20 protein-coding genes and 1 pseudogene are annotated in these 26,869 nt (G+C 55.7%); 9 read left to right on the top strand and 12 right to left on the bottom strand.

Features of this window, described 5'->3' with window-relative positions; translation table 11 throughout:
- Nucleotides 1-3: 3 nt before the first annotated feature.
- The gene (locus VB780_RS20425) at nucleotides 4-1,545 is read right to left on the bottom strand and encodes an ATP-binding protein (RefSeq protein ID WP_323353022.1); all 1,542 of its coding nucleotides are present in this window, start codon (nucleotides 1,543-1,545) and stop codon (nucleotides 4-6) included.
- Nucleotides 1,546-1,555: 10 nt separating this feature from the next.
- Nucleotides 1,556-1,930 (bottom strand): hypothetical protein, encoded by a 375-nt coding sequence (locus tag VB780_RS20430; RefSeq protein WP_323353023.1) that lies wholly within the window; start codon nucleotides 1,928-1,930, stop codon nucleotides 1,556-1,558.
- A gap of 504 nt (nucleotides 1,931-2,434) precedes the next feature.
- Here VB780_RS20430 and VB780_RS20435 point away from each other — a divergent pair.
- Nucleotides 2,435-3,415 (top strand): annotated as a pseudogene (locus VB780_RS20435) (integron integrase).
- 289 nt (nucleotides 3,416-3,704) lie between these two features.
- Entirely contained in the window at nucleotides 3,705-3,989 is a 285-nt protein-coding gene (locus tag VB780_RS20440; RefSeq protein WP_323353024.1) for a hypothetical protein, read from the top strand.
- A 648-nt stretch (nucleotides 3,990-4,637) separates the two neighbouring features.
- Here VB780_RS20440 and VB780_RS31475 read toward each other — a convergent pair.
- Both VB780_RS31475 and VB780_RS20445 read right to left on the bottom strand, forming a co-directional pair.
- Complete coding sequence (locus VB780_RS31475; protein ID WP_416349251.1) at nucleotides 4,638-5,018, bottom strand: DUF4440 domain-containing protein; 381 nt, start codon at nucleotides 5,016-5,018, stop codon at nucleotides 4,638-4,640.
- Nucleotides 5,019-5,060: 42 nt separating this feature from the next.
- A complete protein-coding gene (locus VB780_RS20445; RefSeq protein ID WP_323353025.1) occupies nucleotides 5,061-7,676 on the bottom strand; it encodes a DUF4912 domain-containing protein in 2,616 nt (871 codons plus the stop codon).
- 619 nt (nucleotides 7,677-8,295) lie between these two features.
- Here VB780_RS20445 and VB780_RS20450 point away from each other — a divergent pair.
- The 5 genes from VB780_RS20450 to psbA all read left to right on the top strand — a co-directional run bounded on the left by VB780_RS20450 (nucleotide 8,296) and on the right by psbA (nucleotide 14,891).
- Nucleotides 8,296-9,747, top strand: coding sequence for a folate/biopterin family MFS transporter (locus VB780_RS20450; protein WP_323353026.1), 1,452 nt, complete (start codon nucleotides 8,296-8,298; stop codon nucleotides 9,745-9,747).
- A gap of 100 nt (nucleotides 9,748-9,847) precedes the next feature.
- On the top strand, nucleotides 9,848-11,344 hold the full coding sequence (locus VB780_RS20455) for a carotenoid oxygenase family protein (protein WP_323353027.1): 1,497 nt from the start codon (nucleotides 9,848-9,850) through the stop codon (nucleotides 11,342-11,344).
- Nucleotides 11,345-11,599: 255 nt separating this feature from the next.
- The gene (locus VB780_RS20460; protein WP_323353028.1) at nucleotides 11,600-13,114 is read left to right on the top strand and encodes an FAD-dependent oxidoreductase; all 1,515 of its coding nucleotides are present in this window, start codon (nucleotides 11,600-11,602) and stop codon (nucleotides 13,112-13,114) included.
- 124 nt (nucleotides 13,115-13,238) lie between these two features.
- Complete coding sequence (locus VB780_RS20465; RefSeq protein ID WP_323353029.1) at nucleotides 13,239-13,586, top strand: histidine triad nucleotide-binding protein; 348 nt, start codon at nucleotides 13,239-13,241, stop codon at nucleotides 13,584-13,586.
- A 219-nt stretch (nucleotides 13,587-13,805) separates the two neighbouring features.
- Nucleotides 13,806-14,891: a photosystem II q(b) protein gene (psbA, locus tag VB780_RS20470; protein WP_323353030.1), complete on the top strand. Its 1,086-nt coding sequence runs from the start codon at nucleotides 13,806-13,808 to the stop codon at nucleotides 14,889-14,891.
- A gap of 97 nt (nucleotides 14,892-14,988) precedes the next feature.
- On the opposite strand, the gene VB780_RS20475 is transcribed toward psbA, so the two are convergent.
- Nucleotides 14,989-15,423 (bottom strand): DUF29 domain-containing protein, encoded by a 435-nt coding sequence (locus VB780_RS20475; protein ID WP_323353031.1) that lies wholly within the window; start codon nucleotides 15,421-15,423, stop codon nucleotides 14,989-14,991.
- Nucleotides 15,424-15,500: 77 nt separating this feature from the next.
- Here VB780_RS20475 and VB780_RS20480 point away from each other — a divergent pair, with 77 nt between their 5' ends.
- A complete protein-coding gene (locus VB780_RS20480) occupies nucleotides 15,501-16,328 on the top strand; it encodes a hypothetical protein (protein ID WP_323353032.1) in 828 nt (275 codons plus the stop codon).
- Nucleotides 16,329-16,424: 96 nt separating this feature from the next.
- Nucleotides 16,425-17,276 (top strand): lysophospholipid acyltransferase family protein, encoded by an 852-nt coding sequence (locus VB780_RS20485; protein ID WP_323353033.1) that lies wholly within the window; start codon nucleotides 16,425-16,427, stop codon nucleotides 17,274-17,276.
- A gap of 40 nt (nucleotides 17,277-17,316) precedes the next feature.
- Here the strand turns inward: VB780_RS20485 and VB780_RS20490 are convergent, their stop codons facing one another.
- The 7 genes from VB780_RS20490 to VB780_RS20520 all read right to left on the bottom strand — a co-directional run bounded on the left by VB780_RS20490 (nucleotide 17,317) and on the right by VB780_RS20520 (nucleotide 26,673).
- On the bottom strand, nucleotides 17,317-17,649 hold the full coding sequence (locus tag VB780_RS20490; RefSeq protein WP_323353034.1) for a DUF5615 family PIN-like protein: 333 nt from the start codon (nucleotides 17,647-17,649) through the stop codon (nucleotides 17,317-17,319).
- A complete protein-coding gene (locus VB780_RS20495) occupies nucleotides 17,646-17,876 on the bottom strand; it encodes a DUF433 domain-containing protein (protein WP_323353035.1) in 231 nt (76 codons plus the stop codon). Before VB780_RS20495 ends, VB780_RS20490 begins: the two co-directional genes overlap by 4 nt.
- Before the next feature lie 125 nt (nucleotides 17,877-18,001).
- A complete protein-coding gene (dnaN, locus tag VB780_RS20500; protein WP_323353036.1) occupies nucleotides 18,002-19,132 on the bottom strand; it encodes a DNA polymerase III subunit beta in 1,131 nt (376 codons plus the stop codon).
- Between the two features lie 794 nt (nucleotides 19,133-19,926).
- Nucleotides 19,927-20,451 carry a universal stress protein gene (locus VB780_RS20505; protein WP_323353037.1) on the bottom strand — a complete coding sequence of 175 codons (525 nt, stop codon included), beginning with the start codon at nucleotides 20,449-20,451 and terminating at the stop codon, nucleotides 19,927-19,929.
- Nucleotides 20,452-20,499: 48 nt separating this feature from the next.
- Entirely contained in the window at nucleotides 20,500-20,625 is a 126-nt protein-coding gene (locus tag VB780_RS20510) for a hypothetical protein (protein WP_323353038.1), read from the bottom strand.
- A gap of 237 nt (nucleotides 20,626-20,862) precedes the next feature.
- The gene (locus VB780_RS20515) at nucleotides 20,863-22,356 is read right to left on the bottom strand and encodes an NAD(P)/FAD-dependent oxidoreductase (RefSeq protein WP_323353039.1); all 1,494 of its coding nucleotides are present in this window, start codon (nucleotides 22,354-22,356) and stop codon (nucleotides 20,863-20,865) included.
- Nucleotides 22,357-22,398: 42 nt separating this feature from the next.
- Entirely contained in the window at nucleotides 22,399-26,673 is a 4,275-nt protein-coding gene (locus tag VB780_RS20520; RefSeq protein ID WP_323353040.1) for a PAS domain S-box protein, read from the bottom strand.
- Nucleotides 26,674-26,869 lie beyond the last annotated feature (196 nt).

Below are 26,869 nucleotides of genomic sequence, written 5' to 3' on the forward strand. Positions count from 1 at the left end.
AAGTTATGCTTGTATTGAAGCTTGGAAAAACTCAATCTGTCGAGATGACATCTCATAAGAATTCTGGCTGTAATAGCTTTTAGCTAAGTCCAAGTCAGGAGATCGCCAAAGACTACCTTCCGGACGATTACTCTGGAGCCAAAATGTTGCGGCCTCGTCTAAGCGACGTTGGAAGTAAATATCATTACGGCCTTCATCAATCCAGATTCTTAACTGTTTCCAGTGCTCAAACAATGCTTCATGAGTGACTTCAGCAGCATATCTTCCTTCGGAGTCTGATGCTAAGGTAATCAAGCGTAGTCCTGGCTCAGAAAAGAGCCTAAGAACCTTCCTAAAAGTTATCTCATCATCCTGTTGCGCCTTTAACCGATCTAAATCAATTCGACGGCGGGTAGTTCGAGCACCTTCTCCTAACTCAACTAAACCTAGAAAAATACGTTTTGCAATGTTTTGCTCGTTAGGCTTTAGCGCTTCATAAAGCCGTTGTGCCTCTCCTGCCAGGGCTCCACCAACACCACCAATGGACTTTAAGGTAGTGTTAGGGGAGATATCTTTTTTTATACCCTCCCATATCTGAGCTAAGGTAAATTGCAATAGAGGCAGTGCGCCTTCCCGTCCCTTTGTTTGCTCAATCAGTAAATCAATAATGGCTTCATCTAAGGAATGGTTTGCATGTTTTGCAGGCTCTGCGATGGCCTTCCTTAACTCCTCCGTAGACATTGCTGGAATGATTATACTTTGTTCTGAACCGATGATCTGATTTAGGTGCTGGTGCTGTTGGGTTTCTCCCAAGAAATCGCTACGAAGGGTTGCGATGACTAGGGTTTTTGCCTCAGGTGTTGTAGCTGCTTCCAAAAGATTCTCAATAAATATATGGCGTTCTGTATCTTTTTTGCAAAGTGAATATACTTCCTCAAATTGGTCTATTAGTAGAATGAGAGGAGAGGATTCGATGTTTGGAAACGCATTAGCAATTCGTCGGAGTCCATCATATTGTCCGTCGGTATTTGCTAGTTTCAACTCTTCCAAAAATTCACGAGTTTTCTTGACCGGGGTAGCATCATTCTCTACAATTCGGGCAAGGACAACAGCTAGAGATTCCAAGGGGGTTGAGCCGGGAGTCATGACCACTACACGTGGTTGTTTGAAGCCTGGTAGTGGACAATGAGCTAGTTCTGGAAGTAGTCCTGCTCGCACTAGCGAAGATTTACCTGAACCTGATGGCCCCAACACTGGCAAAAAGCGGGTCGGCACTGCTTCTACTTGGTTGTATCTACTCAAATCTCTCAGGTGATTCCATAAACGCTGAACTTGACTTTCTCGACCGAAATAGACTTCAGCATCTTCTACTTGAAAAGATGCTAAACCTCGGTATGGATTTGCACCCAGAGCTTGTGAGGCAACCTGAACCCTTTCTGAAGGTGCTGCTTCTAAGTGATAATGATAAACGATTACCTTATTGCCATTCCCAGAAACGATAGCACTGCTGATTGCATCTCTATGAACTGAGATGTTGCGATCACCACGAGATTGCTCTTCATCCATATCTTTGCAACTAGACTGCTGACCCAACTATTGATAAAAGCTTGTACCAATTCTTGCCGAGCCAAGCTGCTACCTTCTCGATATGAGGACGGAGTTTATCTACTGCCTCAGCAAAACCATTTGCTTTTTGCGCATAGTTCAATGCACGGTCTAGAGCTTGTCCAACTTCATCTTTATCAGGTTCAACCTTATTAAGCTCTTCTTCGATATCTTCAAGTGCACGTTCAATCTTACGTTGGTCTGCTGTTTGTAAGTTCGAAAGTAAATCTCTTAAAGTAGCAAGTTCGTGCTGAATATCAACGTTCTCCACTTGGGGTAGTGTTGTTTGTTGGTTTTGAACCGAGGCAGTATTTCCGTCCCCCGTTACTATTACTCCATTGGTCACAGACCCACCAACTGAAACTGATCGATCTTGGTTCGAAGGTATTGCTGAACACATAATTTCAAATACATTCTCCAAATAATGTGATTTAAGAAATGATTTTAGGCAGATCCTTTTAGGGAAAAATTAGACATCTAGCGTCTAGACCAGACCTATATTAACCTGGTGCAAATATAAATTTCATGGGTTCTACTTTGTATCAAGGCGTTCTTTCTTAAGATAGCTTCCTCCTCTACATTTCTCCTTGCTCAGATACATTTGATACAGAGAGCGCCCCCAACTCTGACAAGTACGTGCAGGCTAACAATCTTATTAGAGAGAAAGTTTCCGCCTATTATCTCTATCCGGGCAGATAGGCAGAAAGTTTCGGCATATCCACCTCAATTCGCCAGATCGCTAGAAACTTTCCGCATATTATCTGGATCTGGGTGAATAGCCAGAAACTTTCCGTATATTTTAGTCATAGTACGTATAGACTATAAGTAGCATTTATCACGTGATGTACTGATGGCTCATGAACCTCCCCTCCAGAAAAGACCCAAAAAATTGTTAGCCCAGGTAAGTGATGCCATACAGTTGAAGCACTATGCTTACCGTACTGAAGAAACTTATATTTAGTGGATTAGGCGATACATCCTGTTTCATAACAAGCGCCATCCTAAAGAAATGGGGCGGCCTGAGATTGAAGCTTTTTTGACAGACCTGGCTGTCAGTCGGCAAGTTGCGGCCTCGACTCAAAACCAAGCCCTTAACGCTGTATTGTTTCTGTACCGTGAGGTTTCAGGAATTGAGATCGCTGGCATCAACGCTGTCAGGGGAAACCAACCGCGCAATTTGCCAGTCGTTCTCACCAAGGTCGAAGCATTAGCCATCATTCAAAGGGTAGAGGGTTCTCACCAACTCGTGGTCAAGCTTCTCTATGGCAGCGGCTTGCGGCTTTCTGAAGCACTACAATTGCGTATTAAAGATCTTGATTTTGCCCAACAGCAAATTGTTGTCAGAGACGGTAAGGGGCGGAAGAATCGGATAACGATGCTGCCAGCAAGCGCCCTCGCAGAACTTCAAGATCATTTAGTTGGTATTCGGCGACAACACCAGCAAGACCTGGGACGTGGCTTTGGTTCAGTCTACCTGCCGTTTGCTCTAGAGCGGAAGTATCCCAATACCAATCGAGACTGGATATGGCAATACGTTTTCCCAGCAGGCCGAATTGTGAAAGACCCTCGCAGTGGAGAAATGCGGCGGCACCATCTACATGAAAGTGGAATTCAAAAGGCGGTCAAACAGGCCGTACGGCAGGCAGGAATTACTAAGAAGGTCGGTTGCCATACATTTCGCCATAGCTTTGCCACTCACCTTTTAGAAGCTGGCTATGACATTCGCACGATACAAGAACTTCTGGGCCACAAGGATGTCAAAACAACCATGATTTATACCCATGTCTTAAATCGAGGCGGGCACGGGGTGAGAAGTCCGCTGGATGGTTAATCAGGTGGTTATGTACTGGTAGCTCCATACGGTTGACGGGGAGCTTTTGTACCACTATCATCTTGCGTTAAGCCGTTCGAGCAGAGCGGTGGCCACACAGAACTCGAAAATCTTGACGCTGCCGGAAGGTGCTTGCGACACCAACCGACAGCTAACCCCGCAAATCTCTGAGGCAGATTGCGAGGCTAGGCTCATGGTACCCTAGCCCCCCCAGTTTGCACTTGCACTGCGGGCGGCTAGGGTTTTCGCGTTCTGTTTCTTCCGTACCCAATACAAAGAGACAGAACCGATGTTTGACTATCAAGAACCAGAAGCCAGCGACCACCAAGACACCAACCCAGAGGCCAAGTCCCTGCCGCTGCCGCCATCTGGCGCAAACACCAGAGCGAGCCAGCCCCTCAACCCCGAAAAAGTGCATCACATGCTCTTTGGCAGTTTGGCAGGCATCGATCGCACCATCAAAATCCTCCACGCTCTCGGCTACGCCGACCCCAACGACTGGAGCGAACCCATGCCTACCGAAAAACCCGGCCAGTGGATGGCGATTTTGACCAAAACGCTGCTGATTGCATAGCATCACTAGATCCAAGTCCAGGTTCTCGCTCGTAGCAGCGCGGCCAGCTTAATTTGTAGGTTGGTGTTGAAGCTCGGCGAAACCCAAAAACTCCTCAACGGAGTTGGGTTTTCCTGCGTTCAACCCAACCTACAAAGCTGTAGCAACTACACCCTAAATCCCTCTCACATTGGGAGAGAGGGACTTTGAGCGACTTCCGGCTCCCCTCTCCCAGGGGGGAGAGGGGCTGGGGGAGAGGGCTCAGAGGGCGTTTGAAAAGTGAGTTGCTATAGCTTTAGTCACCTGCTGATCCCCCCCTGCCCCCCTTAAAAAGGGGGGTTGAAAGTCCCCCTTTTTATAGACGCTTGCGGCTTCCCGCAGGGTAGGGGGATTTAAGGGGGATCCTCACTTCTGCTACAAGAAAGAGGACTTTTCAAACATCTTCTAACCTCGACTTTATCCATTTGGATTTAGGTGCAGTTCAGAAGACAAAGCCCTCTCCCCATAAGGCTTCTGAGTTTTCAGATGTCAGCCCTAGGCAGCAATCCTGGAAAAAGACCTGGCTACATCCTGTAAAAGCCTTGGTGCCTCGTTCAGTGAATACGGATATTTGGATAAAGTCGAGCTAACAGAGACTTTGCGATCTATCAAGAATGGTTAGGTTGCCGATTAGTCAAAAGGCTCCGTGGGCGTACCCTGATGAAACACCATCTGCCAGCCTGTCAAATTAAGCCGCCAAATGGATGAACGGTTCGTGTGGCGATGCAACTCTCCCGACAGACTTCTATGGGCTGACCGATACGTAAGTAAGACAACCGAGTCTGCCAGCTCTTGCACAGCAAAGTCCTGGGCATGAATCTGTGGTGCTTCTGTCTCTAGCGACAACCTCGCCAGCATGTCGTTGCGCGTGTAGGAGGCCCCTGAGCGACCAAACTCTCTAAAATCAGGAGCAAGTAACTGCGCGAGGCGTTCTCGATCGCCTCGACACTGCGGCTTATGAAGTTCGCACTCTAGTTCGCGGAGGATGGACAGCAGCGATGTCTGATCCATAGAATCTCTCCATGGCTTTGGGCGAAAAACGACCGATCAGCCTCACACGCTTGGCCATTCATCTTGGGCTTCGTCTTTAGTGTTGGTGTTGCGATCGGGGGTGCGCCGCTCAAAGTTCAGATGCACGTTGCGGCTCTGCTCGCCGTCTGCCGCTACGGCCATGATCGGGTAGTCAACGATGCCATCCTGGAATGATTGGTGGAACCGGAAAGTGCCATCCTCAGAAAGCTCGATGGGAACGCCAGCTATGGTTACCGTAGCATCGGGCTCAGTGGCTCCATATACAATCAGCTCGGCATCGGCCACTAACCAGAACTTGCGGGGCGACAGAGCACCCAAACCGACTCCAGACATAGTTAGCCCAGAGAAGCCCGACATCGTAAATGCCCCAATTCCGGAGGTTGTCAGGCCCGCTAGGCCCGCTCCCGACAGGGTTAAACCTGAGATGCCAGACATGGTCATGCCTGATACCCCAGACATGGTCGGCAGACCAGGTATCATCGCTGCCGCGCCCAGCCCAGCCCCCGAAGCAAAGACAAAGGAGCTAACCGGCGGTGCCATCGACCCCGCCACATGCTGCATCGAGCCAAACAGGGAACCATCAACGCGCAGGGCTTCGCCCCCCTGGGCCAAAGCATAGAGCTGTTCGTGCAATCCTCCACCGGCATCGACCCTCTCAATGCGAGGGTCAACCAGGGTCATGATGGTCTTGCCGCGCAAATTCTCGTCCCAGGTAACGGTGAGGAAGTGCTCCTCCGTCCAGTCGGAGGGGTAGACGGGAGGAATGCGAATGGTGTTGGAGCGGGCCAGCACCAGCCAGCGACCATCGCCCGTTAGGTAGCCGATTTCGGCCTGGTAATCGCGATCGCTCACCGGAATCTGCATGTACCATTCTCGCGCCATCTCGTCGCAGCCCACCTGTTGCAGACTGTGGGGGGCTTGACTATCTAAATTAATGCCGGTGACATCGTACAAGCGCAGCGCTAAGTGCTCGCCCCCCTGGCGGCGCAGCTCTTCTTTGTGAGTGTGGGGCGTATCCCAGTAGGCGTAGGCCCACTGAGGGTCGCGGGGCATTAGCACAATGCGGCTGTCGCCGTAGCCATCGGGCAAGGGCGGCAGGCCATCGTCGATGGTAGACAAGTCAAAATCCCCATCGCTAGGGCGACCGACCACATTATATTTACTGGCCTCAACCGCAGACTGGTCTTCGGTTGAGGCCAGCGAGGCCGCTGCCCCAGCGGCCAAACCCGCAGCCCCCAGAGCCATAGGGACAGCAGCGGGCATCGCTGGTTGGGGTTCTGGGGCAGCAACCACCGGCTCGGGAGCTGGAGGCACTTCATCTACAGGGACAATTTCGGGCTTGGGCTCAGGGGGCACCAACGGCTCGGGTTCGGGGAGCACCACGGGCGCGGGGGCATCCGGCATGGCGGCAACAACGGGCTCATCCACCCCCACGGGGGGCACCCCGGCGGGCTCAACCGGGGGCGGCGCGACGACAGGCTCAACCGGGGGTGGGACAGGATGTTCGGCCAGGGGAGGAGCGACTGGAGCGCCCGGAGCAGAGGACATACCGCCTCTGCCGCGACCGAGCAACCAGGCCAACCCACCCAGAGCAGCCAAGGGCAGCAGCAGCCACCACCAGGCGAAGCCACCGTCATTATCTGCGGTAGCTGGAGCCGTTTCGGTCGGGGCGGTAGCGGTGTCACCGGGGACTGGTTCAGTCGGTACCGGCACCGCCGCTGGCGTTTCTTCTGCAACCGGGTCATCGGGGGCGGTTACCCCTGCCGCCACATCGCCCACTTCAGCGACCTGTGCAGCCGTTAAGGCCGCCAGCCCTTCCGAAGAGGTAGCGTAGCCCAAGAAGGCAGCAACCGCCGGGCTGGGTTCACCTTTATAAACAAAGTAACGGGGTTGCGAATAGGGGTAGCGGGGGTCGTCGGGCAGGGTCTGGTGCATGGGCACAATTTTGACCGCAGGCTGATCGATGACGTGGGGGGCGATCGCATAGCTAATGCCGTCGTCGTTCAAGGCCTGAATCACCGCTGCCGTGTCGTCTTCAGCCACCGTGTCGGTGGTGGGGCCAGATTCAAAGGGAGCGCTGCGAAAGACTTCGTACTGGCTCAGCGAGCGGCGAGTGTCGCTATTTTCGGGGCGATCGACAAAGCGAATCGGGCCGGGTTCGCCGCCGACTTCAGCCCAGTCGGTAATTTCGCCGCGAAACATGGCGGCAAACTGCGCAAAGGTCAGGTTGCCGTCAAAGGGGTTGTCGGGGCCAACGATGATGGCGATTTTAGCCCGTTCTAGGGCGACGGTATTGAGGTCTTGGGCCTGCTCTTCCTCAGTGAGAGGTCGCCCAATCGCAGCCAGGTCAACGTTGTCGTCGATCAAATCGGCGATCGCCTCATCGCTGTTGGTCACCTCCACGCCCACTTCAGTGCCGTCGTAGACCGCCTCAAACTCCTGCTTGAGGGCATCCGCCGCAAAGCCCAAATTTGGGGAACTCTCAATCGAGAGCGTGGTACCTGAAGGCACGGTTTCGGGCAGCGAAAATGCCGGGCTCTGAGCTACCTGGGCCAGAGCAAAGTTCCTCAGATCGGGATGAGCTGCCGGGCTAAGGGCAAACAGTGCGGCAACGATAAGCTTGACTGAATACTGCATCGTTTGACGGGGGAGGCTAAGAACGGGAGGCTAGGCAAATATACCAAGTCCACAGGCCCAACGGACGTATGCTATCTCGCAAAACCCGTTGATTACCCCAGATTTGGTGCGTACCCGAGAATTACGCTCAACTATTGCAGCATTCGCCAGGGGAGTCAATGGTCAGAGGGCAGCGGCAGCTAAGGGCAAATTTTGACTCTAAATCCCTAGATTTTCCGGAAAACCAGCGATTTTACTGGGCTTAAAACGTTGTCGAGCGCCAGCCCCAACCCAGGTCAAGCTATCTATCCAGCGGCAGCCTATCGGCATCATTTGCGGTTAGCGCCCCAAAACCCTGCCCCGCCTCTACAGAAATAAACCTGAGGGGGATCTGCTCTACCGACTAATTGGTGCAAGTTTTTTCTTGGGAAAAGAGTTTATGGCAAACCTTTTGCCCGGGCACAGGGTTCTCTATACGGGTTGCGAGGACAGGGTTTTTGCCCCCTCGACAGCCCGCCCTGGCACGGTCACCCCCCTTACCCACCCTCTACCAGAGGGTTATCATGGGGGAACCATTGACATTTCTTAACAAATTCCCAACCCATTTCCAGAACGATTATTTAGCAAGACTGATTTATTCATGACGGCTTCTTCCCCCTCAACCAGCGGCATTAAAGGCTTTGTGGAGCGTCGCATTCTCCTCGGCCAGCCCCTGACTTCAGAACTCGCCGCCATTTTGCTGGTGTATTTCGTTCAGGGCATTCTCGGCCTAGCCCGGCTGGCGGTGAGCTTCTTCTTAAAGGATGACCTGGGTCTGACCCCGGCAGAAGTCGCGGCCCTTTCGGGTATCGCCACCCTGCCCTGGACGATCAAGCCCGTATTTGGCCTGCTGTCGGACGGGCTGCCCATTTTTGGCTACCGACGGCGGCCCTACCTGATTCTCTCAGGGCTGTTGGGGGCAGGGGCATGGCTAGCGCTGGCAACGGTGGTGCAGACGGGGTGGGCGGCGATCGCCGCCATTACCCTCAGCTCGCTCTCCGTGGCGATCGGCGACGTGATTGTAGATTCGCTAGTTGTAGAACGCGCCCGAGGCGAATCCCTCGGCAATGCCGGTACCCTGCAATCCCTCGCTTGGGGCACCTCGGCGGTAGGAGGCCTGCTGACCGCCTATCTGGGGGGAGCGCTGCTTCAGCACATCAGCACCCGCGCCGTGTTTGGCATCACCGCCACCTTTCCGCTGATTGTGTCGCTGGTCGCAGTGCTCATTATTGAAGAGCCGGTAGACTCGCCCAGCTGGGCGATCGTGAATAACCAGGTCAAGCAGCTCTGGCAGGCCGTGCGCCAGCGCGCCATCTGGATGCCCGCTCTATTTCTCTTTCTCTGGCAGGCCACCCCCACCGCCGACGCCGCCTTCTTTTTCTTTACCACCAACGATTTGGGCTTTCAGCCCGAGTTTTTGGGTCGAGTGCGGCTGGTCACCAGTCTGGCCGCGCTGCTAGGCATCTGGGTATTTCAGCGGTTTCTGCGCACTGTCCCCTTTCGCACCATTTTTGCCTGGTCCACGGTGCTCTCCAGCGTGCTGGGCATGAGCATGCTGCTGCTGGTCACCCACGTCAACCGCAGCCTGGGCATTGGCGACGAATGGTTTAGCCTCGGCGACAGCCTGGTGCTGACGGTCATGGGCGAAATCGCCTTTATGCCCGTGTTGGTGCTCTCGGCGCGGCTCTGCCCCCCCGGCGTCGAGGCCACCCTGTTTGCCCTGCTGATGTCGGTGGTGAACCTAGCCGGGCTACTCTCCCACGAACTGGGCGCGGTGCTGACCCACTGGCTCAGCGTTACCGAAACCAACTTCGACAACCTGTGGGAGCTGGTGCTGATTACCAATCTCACCACCCTGCTGCCCCTGCCCCTGCTGTTTTTGCTGCCAAATTCCTCGTCCCAGGGAGTCGGCGATAGCGGCGAGGGCCATACCGAAAGCCTACCCCCGGCAGATACGCCTGTGGCTTCAACCAGTTTATTCTCACCCCATGCGACCGAGCACCCGGTAACCGTCGGCGATTCCGGCCTGGAACGCTTCGCGAAGCACGACTGATTCCTTAGGAATGGTGCATCGCTGCGCGGATGCACCCTACAGTTCTACACGCCTTTCTCCCTCACCTTCCCCATCTCCCCTTACCTCCAACTACCCCACCATGACCGCTACCTACCCCCGTCCAACCGCTTCTCCTCAATCCTTCTCCGTCGAGGACTGGAGCAGCGGCTATCGTTCGCAGCCCAACGAGTACAGCTATTGGATCGACGACATTGAGGGCACCATTCCCGCGGCTCTCGAAGGCACCCTGTTTCGCAACGGCCCCGGCCTGCTCGATATTCACGGCCACCCCGTCAAGCACCCCTTCGACGGCGACGGCCTGATCAGCAGCATTGCCATCCAGGATGGACGGGCCTACTTTCGCAACCGCTTTGTGCGCACGGCGGGCTACGTGGCCGAGCAGCAGGCCCAAAAGCCACTCTACAGAGGCGTCTTTGGCACCCAAAAGCCCGGTGGCCCCTTGGCCAATGCCTTCGACCTCAAGCTCAAAAACATCGCCAACACCAACATCATCTACTGGGCCGACAGGCTGCTGGCCCTCTGGGAAGCCGCCGAACCCCATAGATTGGATCCATCTACCCTCGACACCCTGGGGTTAGACTATCTGAACGGCCTAATTGCCCCCGGCGGTTCCTTCACCGCCCATCCTAAAATTGACCCTGGCCACCATGGCGACCAGCGGCTGGTGGGTTTTTCGGTAAAAACCGGCCTTTCCAGCACCATTACCCTCTACGAACTCGACACCCAGGGCAATGCCCTCAGCCAGCACAGCCACACCATCCCCGGCTTTGCCTTCATCCACGACTTTGCCCTGACGCCCAACTACGCCATTTTCTTTCAAAACCCGGTGAGCTTTGGGCCGCTGCCCTTTTTGCTGGGGCTGAAGGGGGCAGCAGAGTGCATTCGCTTTAACCCTAAGCAGCCCACCAAAATTTTGCTGGTGCCGCGCAATGGCGACCCCATGCGGGTGATTGAGACCGACCCTTGCTTTGTCTTTCACCACGCCAACGCTTTTGAACAAGACGGCCAGGTGGTGATCGACTCGGTTTGCTACGAAAATTTCCCGTCTCTAGATGGCAGCGATTTCCTTGAGGTGGATTTTGACCACGTTCCTGCCGGGCAGCTCTGGCGCTTTACGGTGGATGTTGCGGCTGGGACAGCCCAGGTCAGAAAGCTGCTCACTCGCTGTGTCGAGTTTCCCACGCTGCACTCTGAAGTTGTGGGACGCCCCTACCGACATCTATTTATAGGGACGGCCCACGGGGCTGAGGGCAACGCGCCGCTGCAAGCCCTGCTCAAGCTCGACACCCACACGGGTGAAACCCAGATATGGAGCGCTGCCCCGCGCGGGTTTATGGGCGAGCCCCTATTTGTGCCCCGCCCCCACGGTCAGGGCGAAGACGACGGCTGGGTGCTGGTGCTGATGTACAATGCCGAGCGCCACTGCTCTGACCTGGTGATTTTGGATGGGCGCGACATCACCGCTGGGCCGGTGGCCCGGCTCAAGCTGCCCCACCACGTACCCTATGGTCTGCACGGCTGCTTTGTGCCCCACTACTTTGGCCCCGGCGATCGCCCCCAGCAAGCTCAAGGCTAAAATCAACCTAGCCAGAACGGCATAGGTTGCTACCGATGGTCTCTGCTCCATTCGCCAAAGCTGCTCAGGAGCCTTTCATACCGGCGGTGCGAGAGCTGGCATCGCTCATTCCAAAGAGCATTTAGAGAACTAACCTCCGTCCACCGACAGATTGCTCTACTAAAAGGCGTAGGCTGATTCACTCCCTAAGAGCGATGGGAGCAGGGGCTAAGTTTAAGAAGATCAGCGTTATCTCCCCAACGCTGGTTTTCTCTTATGACTCTCACCGGACAGCATATTTCTTACTGGATTGATTCAACGCTGCCCTCTACCTACCCGGCCCTGAGTCAAGACACCACTGTGGATGTGGCGGTGATCGGCGCTGGCTTGGCGGGTGTGATGACCGCCAAGCTGCTCAAGCAGGCTGGTAAGACAGTGGCGCTGATCGAGGCCGATCGCATTGGGCAAGGAGCCTCAGGCCATACCACCGCCAAAGTGTCTGCGCTGCAGCAGCTGATCTACGCCGATTTAATTGACCAGCACGGCAAAGAGAAAGCCCGGCTCTATGGAGAGTCTAACCAGGCTGCGATCGCCCGCCTGGCCGAATTAATTGCCGCCGAAAACATCGACTGCGACTTTGAGCGCAAGGCCAATTACACCTTTGCCACCGATCAAGACGGCCTCAAACAGATCAAAGATGAGTTAGAAGCAGCCCAGAGCCTGGGGTTGCCCGCCACTTTTGTAGAGAGTGTAGACCTGCCATTAGCCGTCACCGGGGCTATCATGCTGCCCGATCAGGCCCAGTTTCACCCGCGCAAGTTCATGCTGGCGATCGCCGCCACCCTGCCCGGCGACGGCAGCTATGTCTTTGAGCAAACCCGCGTAGACACCGTTAAAGACGAAGGCCCCTGCCGCGTCATTACCCAAAATGGGCCTACGGTGATCGCCCAGGATGTAGTAGTTACCACTAACCTGCCTATTCTGGATATTGGGCTTTTCTTTGCCAAGAGCTATCCCCAGCGGTCTTACCTGGTAGGGGGCCGCATTGAGGCCAACCGTGCTCCCCAGGGCATGTACATTGGCGTCGGCAAAGGCTACCGCTCGATTCGCACCACCCCCACCGACGACGGCGGATTGCTTTTATTAGTAGGGGGCGAGGGCCACAAAGTCGGCAAAGACGACGCCACCGACGAGCGCTACCAGCGTTTAGAAGACTATATGCGCGGCCAGTTCGGGGTTGAGCCCGCTTACCGCTGGTCGAGCCAAGACTTCAAATCCTTTGACAAGCTGCCCTACATTGGCAAACTCACCCCGGCTCACCAGCACACCTACGTCGCCACCGGGTTTAGCCTCTGGGGCATGACCAAGTCGGCGATCGCAGGCATGGTGCTGTCTGACGCCATTTTGGGCCGCGAGAACCCCTGGGCAGACCTCTACGACGCTACCCGCCCCACCCCCTTTGTCACCACGACCTCGATTCAGCAAAACCTGGATGTGGGGTCGCACTGGGTGGGCGATCGCTTCAAAGGTCTCTTCGACTCCACCGACAGCGTCAGCCCTGGGGAAGGCAAACTCGTCACCCACAAGGGTGGCAAAGTCGCCGCCTACCGAGACGACAGCGGCGAACTGCACACTGTGTCAGCCGTGTGCCCCCACCTGGGCTGCATCGTCGCCTGGAACCAGGCCGAGAAAAGCTGGGATTGCCCCTGCCACGGCTCCCGCTTTAGCTGCGACGGCGAGATCCTCCACGGCCCTGCGGTGAAGTCTCTGGAACAGAAAGTGTGCGATTGATCGCTAGGGAATTGGCCCCTAGTCCCTTTAGGGCAGCAAGGCCTACGACTCCGCTCAGGGGACAATTCGCAACCATTTCCCACGCCCGTGCGACAATAACGGCGTCTTTTAGCCCAGCTTTCCTATGAGTGGCGACACCATCTTTGGCAAAATCATTCGCAAAGAGATTCCGGCCAACATCGTTTACGAGGATGATCTCTGCCTAGCCTTCACCGACGTCAACCCCCAGGCTCCGACCCACATTCTGGTGATTCCTAAACAGCCCATTCCCAAGCTGGCGGATGCGGTGCCCGAAGATAAAGAACTGTTGGGTCATTTGTTGCTGACTGTTAAGCAAATAGCAGATCAAGCGGGCCTAACGGAAAACGGCTATCGGGTGGTAATCAATACTGGAGCCGACGGCGGTCAAACGGTCTTTCACCTCCACCTTCACCTGCTGGGCGGGCGCAGCTTAGATTGGCCCCCAGGCTGAGGTTAACTCTCACTCAAGTCCAGAAGTGGAGAGCGGCCTTTGATAGCGCTATAACCCCGAGTTAACTTGGGTTATTTACTTTTGTACAACGAAATAAACTTTCGTTTCTCAGCGTTTTCTAGAGAAAAGAGAAACTTTACACTGCATATGGATGGGTGGACTTAATGTATCTGCCCATTCATTATCCATTTTTCGTTGTTATTCATTGGCACTCTTACTATGACTACTTCTCTTCGCGCCCGCGACAGTGCGGGAGCTTGGGAGCAGTTTTGCAAGTGGGTTACCAGCACCGAGAATCGCCTGTATGTGGGCTGGTTCGGCGTGTTGATGATCCCTACACTGCTCACCGCAACCATCTGCTTTGTGATCGCTTTTGTCGCCGCTCCTGCGGTCGATATTGACGGCATCCGTGAGCCCGTAGCTGGCTCCCTGATGTACGGCAACAACATCATCTCCGGTGCGGTTGTGCCCTCGTCTAACGCCATCGGCCTGCACTTCTACCCCATCTGGGAAGCCGCTTCCCTCGATGAGTGGCTGTACAACGGTGGCCCTTATCAGCTAGTGGTGTTCCACTTCCTGATCGGCATCTTTGCCTACATGGGTCGTCAGTGGGAACTGAGCTACCGCCTAGGCATGCGCCCTTGGATCTGCGTTGCTTACTCGGCTCCGCTGTCTGCCGCTGTGGCTGTGTTCTTGATCTACCCCTTGGGTCAAGGTTCCTTCTCTGACGGCATGCCTTTGGGTATCTCCGGTACCTTCAACTTCATGCTGGTGTTCCAGGCAGAGCACAACATTCTGATGCACCCCTTCCACATGCTGGGTGTGGCCGGTGTGTTCGGTGGCTCCCTGTTCTCCGCCATGCACGGTTCACTGGTGACCTCTTCTCTGGTGCGTGAGACCACCGAAGCTGAATCTCAGAACTACGGCTACAAGTTTGGCCAAGAAGAAGAGACCTACAACATCGTTGCAGCCCACGGCTACTTCGGTCGTCTCATCTTCCAATACGCCAGCTTCAACAACAGCCGTTCTCTGCACTTCTTCTTGGGTGCGTGGCCTGTGATTGGCATCTGGTTCACCTCCATGGGCATCAGCACCATGGCGTTCAACCTGAACGGGTTCAACTTCAACCAGTCCATCCTTGACTCTCAGGGTCGTGTGATTGGCACCTGGGCGGATGTGATCAACCGTGCGAACCTGGGTATGGAAGTGATGCACGAGCGCAACGCTCACAACTTCCCCCTCGACCTGGCTTCGGCTGGTGAGGCTACCCCCGTTGTGTTGCAGGCTCCTGCAATCCTCGGCTAGGTTACAAAACTTGGGCGGGGTTTACGCCTCGCCCATCCTGTGAATAGGTCGAATGAAGGTAAGAACGCCCCAGCATGCTGGGGCGTTTTTTGTTGGGTTAGGGGTTGGGGAAAAAGGCTGGGTCGAGAATTTGGGCCAGGGTGTAGGGGCAGTCCACCGGAAAGATCCTGTAGTCGAAACCAGTGTCTTGCACGGCTAGGTCTTGGCCGAGTTGATAGGCAATCGCCAATGCTTCAGCCAAATAGGGCTTCAGACTAGGGTTATCGCTCAACACTAGTTGAACCTGAGTACGCTGCTCTCGAATGGTGGCCCGCCAGCTATTGCCCTGCTGCTCAGGTTGATATTGCCACTTCAGCAGATGCCCCAGCAGCACACTCAGTCGATTTCTCAGTTCTTGCCGTTCCCGCCGTCCCAAGTCTTGCAGTTCCTCTACTAGGTGAGGTAAATCGAGCTTTTCCCAAAGGTTGTGCTCTAGCAACTGGGTTTGCTGCTGAGTCCAGGCGTAGAAATCTGTCTCATAAAGGCTGGCCATAGCGTATGCCTATTTTGCAAGCCGATCTATAGCTCATCATAAAAGAAGCAACCCAGAGTGATTGCGGTGGTTCCCAGATGTCACAGTTCCCGCCTCGTATTCACATTTTGCTGGCCAGCCAGGCACCCGTTGGGCTGGTGATTCGCAGGGGGCCGTCGAAGCGCGTGGCGACGATGCTGTGGGATCGCGATCGCGACATCTTCCACCTCGGCCAGTGGCTCAAGGGCCGCATCTATGAGCGTCGCAGCGATATTTCGCCCGACGGCAAACATGTCATCTATTTCGCTATGAATGGTCAATGGCAGTCGGAGTCGCGGGGGTCGTGGACGGCGATTTCGAGGGTGCCGTATCTGAAGGCGATCGCATTTTTCCCAAAGGGTGACTGCTGGCATGGCGGCGGCCTGTGGACTGGGAAGACAAAGTACTGGCTGAATGACGGCTACGGCCATACGGAATTGCCAAACACACCATCCCTGAAGCGGGATACCCAGTACCAGCCCGAGGGCGGCTGCGGTGGCGAGTGTTTGAGCATCTATTACCCCCGCCTGCTGCGGGATGGCTGGATTTGGGTCGATCGCATCAAAATTAGACAGTGGCAAGACAAAGACATCTTTGAGAAGCCCATTGGCCAAGGCTGGAGGCTGCGCAAGATTGCCCACGCCGAGGTGGGCGCTCCGGTGGGTAAAAGCTGCTACTGGGATGAGCACGAGCTAATTGGCCCAGACTCAACCGCGATCATGGCCTGCCCTACCTGGGAGTGGGCCGAGTTAGACAACCAACGGCTAGTCTGGGCCGCCGCAGGCAAGCTTTACGCCGCCCAAGTTCGCCAAAACGGACTGACCAACGAAACGGTGTTGTTCGACTTCAATGACATGGTGTTCGAGGCCATCGAGGCTCCGTACTGAGTAGAGCAGCGGGGACGGGGTGGAATGTGGCAGGCTAGGTGCAGCGTTTAGTAATACAATGCATTCGCCTGGAGTACGGTAGGAAATAGCGATTAAATGAGGAATCACGGCCATCGGGCGGAACATCAACCAGGCTGGTCACTCGATCGTCGCGATCCTCGTTTTATTGAAGCCTTTCAGCCCTTTTGGGCCTGGCTGTACGAGCATTACTTTCGCGTCCAGACCGAGGGATGGGAGCAGATTCCTGAGGGTCAGGTGATGTTGGTGGGCTCGCACAATGGCGGGCTGGGGGCACCCGACATGTTTATGATGGTCTACGACTGGGTGCGGCGCTTTGGCACCGATCGCCTGGTTTACGGTCTGATGCACTCTAAGGTGTGGCAGGCCTGTCCGCCTGCGGCCTTGATGGCAGAACGGGCTGGGGCGATCGCCGCCCATCCCAAAATGGCCCTAGCCGCCCTCGATCGCGGTGCCAGCCTCTTGGTCTATCCCGGTGGCGCGCAGGATGTGTTTCGCCCGTTTTATCAGCGCGATCAAATTCAGCTGGGCGATCGCAAGGGGTTTGTCAAAATCGCCATTCAGCGCCAGATTCCCATTGTGCCGGTGGTTTCCTGGGGTGCCCATGAAACGCTGCTAGTGCTGGCCGATATCTATCCCCTTATGGAGCGTCTCCACGAGTTAGGCATGCCTTGGCTGCTGGGTATCGATCCGGAGGTGTTCCCCATCTACCTAGGGCTGCCTTGGGGTATTGCGTTTGGGCCGCTGCCAAATATTCCCTGGCCTCGGCCCATCGCCACCCATGTCGGCACATCGATCTACTTTGAGCACTATGGGGCAGCGGCGGCGCGCGATCGCGCCTACGTAGACGCCTGCTACTGGCAGGTTCACCTCAAAATGCAGCACGACCTCAACCACCTGATTGCTAGGCATGGCGATGTTAGCCAGTGATCACCTTTTACCCACAGGGCATACGATTAAAACTAAGAAACTAATGTAATTCTAAGCAGTGCAATTCGGTCTCACTCAAAAGTGATTGAATTGCGGGCTCTCCAGAGCGAAGTAACGCTTCAACTTGGTTGGTGGGCGCATTTCCACACCGTAACCACACCACTTTGGGCGGAGACCCATATAGCCGGCTCCTTTCTGGAAAGTCAGCATCCTGGGTCACAATGCAGAAACCATTGTGCTTAGCGAAATTCCAAATTTCGGTATCTGTCGCCTCGGCAAGCCCCTGAAACTGCACATGGCTGGCTTCAGGGAAAATGTCAGTCAATTGATTAACCAGCCTTCGACTTAGGTTTTGGTCAAACAGCAGTTTCAAGCAGTACTCACTGAAGCAACTAAACGATGATCGCGGTCAGCCGCAAACTCTAAACAGGCTCTAATATCGGTCTCTGTTAGCTCTGGAAAGTCATCGATAATTTCAGCCATCGACATACCAGCGGCTAACCAACCCAGCACGTCGTAAACAGTAATTCGCATCCGACGAATGCAGGGTCTGCCGCCGCGCTTATCGGGCTCGATTGTAATGATGTCGCGATAGCTCATATGCGGCCAGATGCTTGTGTACGCTTAACTCTAGAGTAAGCCAACACCTTGCCGCAAAGACGAGCAACCCCTGGATAGACTGACCAAAGATATTGCCAATCTCCTTAAAGCCCTGTGGCGACAATCTAGCCCCGAATCTGTACGGGCATGACTAAGTAGGTAATCTTGGTTTCCCCTAGGGGCACAAACACCGCCGGGCTGGTGGCCGCATTGCACTGCATTTGCACCTCGGTGGTGTCAAACGCCTTCAGGCCATCTAGCAGGTAGCGCACGTTAAAGGCGATATCGAGGTCTTCGCCAGTGACCTGGGCGGGCAGCTCTTCGCGACCGCTGCCCACTTCCTGGGCTTCCACCGAGAGCGCAATGGATTGATCGCCGCTGTTGAGGGTAATTTTGATGATGTCATTTTTCTGGCTGGCCAGCACGGCAATGCGCTCCAGGCTCGACATCAACAGCCTGCGATCGACGGTGACCTGACGGGCAAACTGCTTGGGCAACAGCTGGCGATAGTTGGGGTACTGCCCTTCGAGCAGGCGGGTGGTGAGGCGCTGGGCCCCCAGGTCAAACAGCACCTGGGTTTCATCGAGCCGCAGGGCCACCGGCTCATTAGAGCTGTAGCCCTGAATCATGCGCTCTAGCTCGCGCAGGGCCTTGGCGGGCACGGTGACATCCATTGCCGGGGTATCGGTGGCCGACTCGTCGGTGGTTTGCACAACGGCCAGGCGATGGCCATCGGTGGCGGCAAACTCTAGAGTGTCGGTTTCAGAGAGCAGATGCACCCCCGTGAGCACCTGCTTGGTTTCGTCGCCGCTAGTGGCAAAGAGGGCTCCACGCAGGCCGTTAATCAGCGCATCGGCGGAGAGCGCAATGGCTTCGCCATCTTCTACCGTGGGCAGCGAGGGGTAGTCTTCGGCACTCAGGCCGCGCACTTCGTAGCGGCCTGAGGATGAGGTGAGGGTAACGGTAGTGCTATCGCCCTCAGACTCTAGGGTGATGTCTTCGTTGGCCAGGCGCGAGACGATGTCGCCCCAGAGCTTAGAGGGCAGCGTTAAGGTGCCGGGTTCTTCGACCTGGGCGCTAAATCGACTTTCGATACCCAGCACTTCGTCGAAGCCCACCAGGGTAACCGACTGGCTTTCGATATCGGCTTTGACCAAAATGTTGGCCAGCACGGGTCGGCTAGGGCGCGATGACACAGCTCGGCTCACCGACGACAGTTGGGCACTCAGCTCGTTCTGGGGGCAGATAAACTTCATGGCAACGGAGAAAAAGAAACGCAACTGGAGCGGAATGCCCCCCGAGAAGAGTCATCTGCGAGGGCTGGCTGATTCCGTACTAGCAGTATCTCACCTTTGCAATGGATTCCCGGTTAAACCGCTCTTTTTGCAGAATCTTGAGGGCTGGATCCCTTTATTTGAGGGCTTTCTGGCGGTTTTGAAAGCAGGCACTTTTCGATTGGGCGTTCATCCTACCACCCTTTTTCACCCCCCTCAACGCTGCCCCTGTTGAGCAAGGTCTGCCTTCCGGAAGAAGAAAATTTAAAAGATAGTCGTAGTAGTAGAGCCTGTGAAAACTGGGGAGAACCGCTGAAGAGTTTGGCCAGTCTGGGCTGCACCGCTAACCCCGCTGGGGAAAAGGGGCTGAAAAATGTCTGGAGTTTCCACACCCGTGGAAGCCGCTGCACTAATGTTTCCTGGGTGAGAGGGGTTATCCCCTTTAAAGATGGGGCTTTTCCACGGTTTTTGCGCTGTTTTCCCCAAGGAAATTTGAAAAAATGATCATGAATCGTTACACCTCCTTAAAGCTGCGGTTTGCTTGGGATCCCAAACATCGGCTTTTAGTCAATCCTACACCTTTTGCCTAGATATTAGAAGATGCTTATTTCACTAAATTGGATCCTCAACTTCTCGCCAGAACAATTTTTTCTGAGCGCTTTGAATCGAGGGCAATAGAGTTTCCCTGGCAGGGGCGTACGGTTGTAAGCCCAGAGCACTCGGCGATGTTTAAGTAAGAAACCCTGCTACAACAGGTTAAATGGGGGAGATTGAAGTTAGGCGACGCCTGCGGTGATAGGGGTTTCGGTGGGGCTGAGGGTCTCGGCTTTCATCACCAGTACGGAGCAGGGGGCGCGGTGCATCACGTGGTTGCTAACGCTGCCGAGCACCAGTTCTGCTAGGCCAGTGCGGCCCCGGTTGCCGATCAGAATCAGGTCGGCTCCCCACTCTTGGGCCGCTTTGCAGATCACGGTGGCGGGGTTGCCAATCAGCTGCCGGAACTCGGTGGGGACTCCAGCCGTATTGGCGGTGGCGGCATGGCGACGTAAGCGATCGCGGCTTTCGTTTTCGTAGCGCGTCCAGGCTTGTCGCCAGGCCTCTAGATCAAGCTCGGTGCCGGGAGCCCAGTAGATATTGTCGAGCCGGGCCGACATGGGCAGGGGGCTGCTTTCTTCTTGATTTGACAGGCTGTGCACCAATAGCAGCGCGCCATCGGTGGCCTGGGCTAGCTCGAGGGCTTGGTCAAAGAGGGCGTCGCTGGCCGGGCTATTGTCTAGAGCCACTAAAATTTTGCGGTACATGGGGTGTCCTCCCGATAACTGAAGCGGATGGGTCGTGGGGCAAACGAATTAGGGCAGCGGTCGATGGCGTTCTAGGCGGGGTGTTAGCCAGCTGAGAAAGAGCACCAGAGCCAGGGCACCGAGTTCGGTTGCGAGATATAGCGTGTCGTGGTGGGTCAGAGCTAGGAATAGCATGGGTCGATCCTCCCGATGCATGGCGGCTTTAGGGATGGTTCTTGGCAACCGATTCCCTATAATTCCATTGTCTTGCGGAGTTTTGGGGTGAGCGAAGGAACGCAACGAAGCTTGACGTGCGATCGCATTTCATTACCTTCTGCCAGAGAAATGGAGACTAGACGTTGTGAAGGTTGAGTTTTAAGTTCTCTCGATCAAGCACCAATTCAAAATTCAAAACTTAGAACTACCTTCCTCTTAACCTGGGACTGTCGCCTCAAATACCCGTCCATCTTCGCGGCAGATTTCAAAGATCATGTTGCGACCCGATAGCGCCACGATGGGCAGGCTGCCGCCGGGCTCGGTCCACTGGCTGACCATATAGAACTGTCCCAGCCCCGGCAAGCGCTTGGGCACGCCCTTGATCATCAGCGGCAGGGTATCTTTGGTGAGCAGCCAGCCGCAGCTGGCTCCCTGCCAGTTGCCGGTCAATTTTTCGTAGCTGAGGGGGGTGATGACATCCACATACTCAATGGCCGATCGCAAGCCGGGGTAAAAGGCTGCCATGCGATCGATCAGGTGCTCGGCTTGCTGGGTGGCATCGCCGCGCCCCTGCCAGTCGCTGTAGTGGGTGGTGACCATGAGGCTGACGACCGATTTGCCCGGCGGGGCCAGGGTGGGGTCAAAGCCGTAGTGTTTGACCCCGATTTCGGCATGGAGCTGGCCTGCGATCGCGATCGGCTCCTCTAATAAATGCGTCACCCAGTGGGGCCGAGGCGAAAAATCCATATTTACCCCCAGCGACACCTGAAACTGGGAATGCATCGGTAAGTGCCCGTCGTAGAGCTTGTCGATACGGCGGTTGATATATTCACCTTTGAGCAGGTCAAAGATGGTGCGGCGACCGTCGCAGGCTGAGATGACCCGTGCGGCCCGGTGCTCTTCGCCATTGGTCAGGCGTACCCCCACCGCTTGGTCATGCTCCACCAGCACCCGATCTACGGGTGATGCATAGTGGATTGCGCCGCCGAGGGCCAGGTAGCGCTGGGCGATCGCGCGGGAAAATGCGATCGCCCCCCCGACCGGCGAGCCCGCATTGCCGTTGTCTAAATAGGCCAGCAGCGACATGCCCACCATCACCGGCACATCGGGCCAGGCAAACATGTGGGGCATCGCCCGCCGCAGAAAGGGATTTTTGGCCTGCCCTGCCAGGTCGCTCAGCGACAGCTGGCTCCATTTGCCCAGCACTCCCATAAAGGGCAGCACCTGTTTGCCCAACCGCGCCCAATCTGCTGCCGTCATCAGCGTCTTGGGCTTTTGCTGCAACATCGACAGGTCAAACTCTTTGAACTTGCGCACCCCTTTGCAAAAGGCATCGATCAGCTTGGCATCCTCCGGGGCCAGCTCTAGCAGGTGCGCCTCTAGCGCGTCGGGCTGGCTGTGCACCCGCAGCACCTCCCCCTGGGCACCGTGGATCTGCATGAACTCGGTCTGGTTGGTAAACTCGACCCCCTCAAAGGCCCCTAGCTCTTGCCACAGCTCGTAAAAGGGTTGCCCCTCTCCCGTGCCAAAGATGTAGTGAATGCCAGCGTCGAAGGTGTAACCCTGCCGCTGCCATGCGGTGCAAAGGCCCCCTGGCTGGTCGTGGGCCTCAAAGATCTGGCTGCGGTAGCCGTTCATTTGGGCGTAGCACCCGGCGGCTAGCCCGGAGATGCCAGCGCCAATGATGATGATGTCTGCGGTAGGGGCCATAGGGAGTGCGATCGCTCAAGTCATACTATTCCCACGTCTGGCTCAGCCCAACCTGTTGACGAGGGTCATGACCCCGCGCACCAGTTGCTCCAGTTCTAGGGGTTTTGTCACTTGCATTTGAAAGCCGCTGGTCAGGGCTCGCTGGTGGTCTTCTTCCCTAGCATAGGCGGTCAAGGCGATCGCCGGAATTTGTCCACCCCGTTCGGGCGGTAGGGCTCGAATCTGCTGGATCAAGCTGTGGCCGTCGAGTTCTGGCATGCCAATATCGCTGACCAGCACATCGGGTTGAAACGACTCAAGGGCAACTAACGCCTCAGTGGCCGAGGATGCCGACCAGACTTCGGCTCCGTACAGGGTCAACACCGTGACTACCAGCTCACGGGCATCGGGTTCATCGTCCACAGCCAGAACTCGAATGCCGGTTAAATCGAGCGTTTGCGACCCCTGTTGCTCAGGCTGCGGTACTTCCGGTTGACCATCGAGCAGCGGGAGTTGAAGGGTAAACGTTGCTCCCAGCCCTTCTCCAGGGCTATCGGCCGCGATGCTACCGCCATGGGCCTCTACCAGAGAACGCGCGATCGCCAGCCCCAGACCCAACCCACCAAAATTGCGGGTGGTTGACGCATCTTCCTGGCGGAATGACTCAAACAGATGGGGCAGAAAATTGGGGTTAATGCCTTTGCCAGTATCCCTGACGGTAATGTGGGCCTCGCTGCCGACCCGTTCCAGGAGAACATCGACTCGTCCGTTCTGGGGGGTAAATTTGATCGCGTTAGACAACAGGTTCCAAACCACTTGCTGGAGGCGTACCGAGTCACCTGAGACCTGGCCGACGTAGGGTAGAACCGGATGCAGCTGGATGGATTTAGCCGTGGCGGCCGCCCTCACGGTGTCGATCGCGGATTCAATCACAAAAGTCAGATCGACGGTCGCCATCTCCATCACCAGTTTGCCGCGCAGAATTTTGGCTACGTCTAACAGATCATCAATCAGCTGGGTTTGCAGTTTGGCGTTGCGCTCGATGGTGGCTAAGGCTTCTGCCGTTTTAGCCGCGTCAAAGGTACGGCTTTGCAGGAGCCTGGCCCAGCCCAGAATGGGGTTGAGGGGCGACCTGAGTTCATGGGAGAGCACCGCCAGAAACTCATCCTTGATGCGGTTGGCTCGTTCGGCGGCCTCCCGCGCGGCCTGTTCCTGCTGCAACAGGCGATAGCGGTCTAGCTCCAGCTGTTTTTGCACGTCAATATCCGTTGCGGTCCCAAACCATTTGACAATTCGGCCCTGCTCATCCCGCTGCGGAATTGCCTGGTGCAGAAACCAGCGGTAGGTGCCGTCCCCTCGTCGCATTCGCCCTTCGGCCTGATAGTGCTTACCCTGCTGAACGGCTGCTGTCCAACGCTGCGTCAGGGTAGGCACGTCCTCTGGATGTACGACCGCTTCCCATCCCGCCGTACAAGCGGTTTCTAACGTCAGACCGGTGAATTCTGTCCAGCGCTGATTGACATCGAGCAATTGTCCTTCGCCATCGGCTGTCCAGACTAGCTGAGGAATGGATTCGGTCAGGCATCGATAGCGCTCTTCACTTTGGCGGAGGGCAGTTTCAGCCTGTTTGCGATCGCTCAAATCCAGCACAAAGACGACCGTTTCTTCGCGAGCCTCGCCAACCAGGCTATAGCCAATCAGCACCGGAACCCGGCTGCCATCTTTGCGAATGTACTCCTTTTCGTAGGGTGTACAGGCACCCTGAAGGCGAGCTTCGGCAATGCCCTGCTCATCCAGGGGGAAATATTCGGGCGGGGTAATATCAATCCAGCGGAGACGGCCCATCTGCACGTCTGCCTGGGTATAGCCGACAATTCTCAACAGCTCATCGTTGGCGGCATTGATATTGCCGTAGATGTCGCCGTATAAAATTCCGACGACGTTGGCGTCAACAAAGCCTCGCAAGCGCGCCTCATTGGCCTCAAGTGCCGCATTCGCCTGCCGAACATCGGTAATGTCGGTATTGGTACCAAACCAGCGCAACACTCGCCCCTGGTGATCACGAATGGGAATGGCCCGAGAGAGAAACCAGCGATACTCTCCGTCTCTCCCCCGCAAAGGAAACGTGTCTTCCCAGATTTCGCCTGTGGCAAAGCAGCGGCTAATTTTTTCGACCACGCGCTCTACGTGGTCAGGATGGTGCACCTGCTGCCAACCCCAGCCCTGCATGTCTTCTTGAGTAGTGCCCGTATAGTCAAACCAGCGCTGGTTGTACCAAAAAATCCAGCCGGTTTCGTTGGCCATCCAGGCGAGTTGAGAAATATTGTCTGCCAGGGTGCGAAAGCGCGACACGTTTTCTTGCAGAGCCCGTTCAGACTGGCGCAGGGCTTCTTCGGCCTGCTTGCGATCGCTAATGTCAATCACCGCCCCGATAAAGCCCTTAAATTCGCCGTCGTCCCCAAAATAGGGATTAGCGGCGTCGATGGCCCAGTGGTATGCACCACTGTGGTGACGCAGCCGATATTCCAACCGAAACGATTCCTGGCGCTCGTTAGCCCTTAAAAAAGTCGCTCTGGCCGATGCGCTGTCGTCAGGATGAACTGCATCCAGCCAGCCAAACCCCAGGGCGGTCGCTTCTGTTTGCCCGGTAAAGTCGTACCAGCGCCGGTTGAGGTCTGTGCAATACCCGCTCGGGTCAGTGACCCAAAGCTTGACGGGGGCGTTATCGGCTATGCTTCGCAGCCTGGTTTCGCTGGCTGTCAGGGCTGCTTCTACCCGTTTCCGGTGAGAAATATCCATATCTACGCCAGTCATCATCATGGGGTGTCCGGCCTCGTCGTAGAAAACCCGCCCCAGCCCCAGCGCCCAGCGCACGGTGCCATCGGGTTTGATAAAGCGAAATTCGATGTTGTACTCTTCGCGCTCGTAGAGGGCGCGCTGAAGGGCCTGCTCAATCCGCGGCAAATCGTCGGGATGCATCATGGCCCGAACGGTTTCGTAGCGCCCATCAAAACTACCGGCAGCCATGCCAAACAGGTGCTCCAGATTGGTTGACCAGTTGACCTCCCCGGTTTGAATGTTCCAGTCCCAACTGCCCATGCTGGCGGCTCTCATAGCCAGCTCAAGCCGCTCCTGGCTCTGCTGCAGGGCGAGGGCAGATTGCTTCTGCTGATCAATATCGGTAATGGTGCCAATCCAGCCGGTGACGTGGGCCTGGCGATCGCGGCTAGGGGTGGCCCGACAGATGAACCAGCGATAGTCCCCCTCGCGGTGCCGAAGGCGGTACTCTATCTCAAACGATTGACCCTGGGTGACCGCGTGGCTCCACTGGGCGAGGACGCGATCGCGCTCCTCTGGATGAACTGTGCTCACCCCCGCTGTCCCTAAAGACTCTGCTTCACTCAAGCCCGTGTACTCGTACCAGGCCCGATTCCAGTAGGTCACCGCCCCGGTTGCATCAGCCGTCCAAACCATCTGGGGCATGGCTTCGGTCAGGTCGCGGTTGTATTTTTGGCTGGCCCGCAAATCGGCAACGGTCTGGCTCAGCTCTAGCTCCAGCTGTTTGCGGGCCGTCACGTCCCGCCAGGAGGCCACAAACCCGTCGTTTAGCTTGGTGGCTCGAATATCAAAGGCTCGAACCAGGCGGCGATCGCTATAGGTATCGTCATAAACCAGCGACTCTTTGATGAGTGGCTCTCCCCTTTCGACCACCCGGCAATACTCATCGAACAATCCAGAATCTCGATGGGCGGGCAAAACTTCGCACAACCCTCGACCAATCTGCACAGCTTTGGGCATCTGGTTATTTACACAGGCGGCCTCATTGAGGTAGTCGATGCAAAAATCCACAATCTGCCCCGTGTCGTCCCGCATCGCCGAAAAAATGCCGAAGCAGTCCAGCATGTTTTCCACTGAGGTGCGAAAGGTTTCCTGGCTGCGCTGTAGCTCCCGCTTCAGCTCTGCATTTTCGATCGCCGTGCGCATGGCCAAGCGCAAATCATCCGGTGTCGCCCGGCCTTTGACCAGATAGTCAACGGCCCCACTCTTAAACGCCTGCACCGCAACTTCCGTATCGCCGCTATCGATGACAATTACAGGGGCACTCGTCTGCTCTTTTAAGTGACGTAAAAGCTGCAGGCTGCGGTTGTGTGGGGAGCCCAGCTCTAAAAGAATGCCATCTAGCTGCAGAGGAGCCTGAGATAAGGTCGGTAAGAGAGTGCCGCTGTGCCCCGACAGGATGGTGTAGGCCATACCCCTGTCCTGCTGAAGTTGCTGCTGATAGGTGGTATCCCCCTCTTCTGAGCCAGCAATCACTAGGACAGTTCGCTGAATTGTCATACTCTGGCCCTTAATCCTTAACTGATAGCTACGGAACATCCTCGTAACTTATCAATATGATGGATTAGGGGTGTAAATACAAGGTTTATATTAGTAAATGCCAAAAATTTTGTGTGGCCTGCAAAAGCAGTCTCAATCTGCAACATTCTGGCTGTCTGTGCAGTAAAAATATTTGAATGCCGACAAGGCCACGACC

The organism is Leptolyngbya sp. CCNP1308 (assembly GCF_034932455.1).
Classification (GTDB): Bacteria; Cyanobacteriota; Cyanobacteriia; order Phormidesmidales; family Phormidesmidaceae; genus Nodosilinea.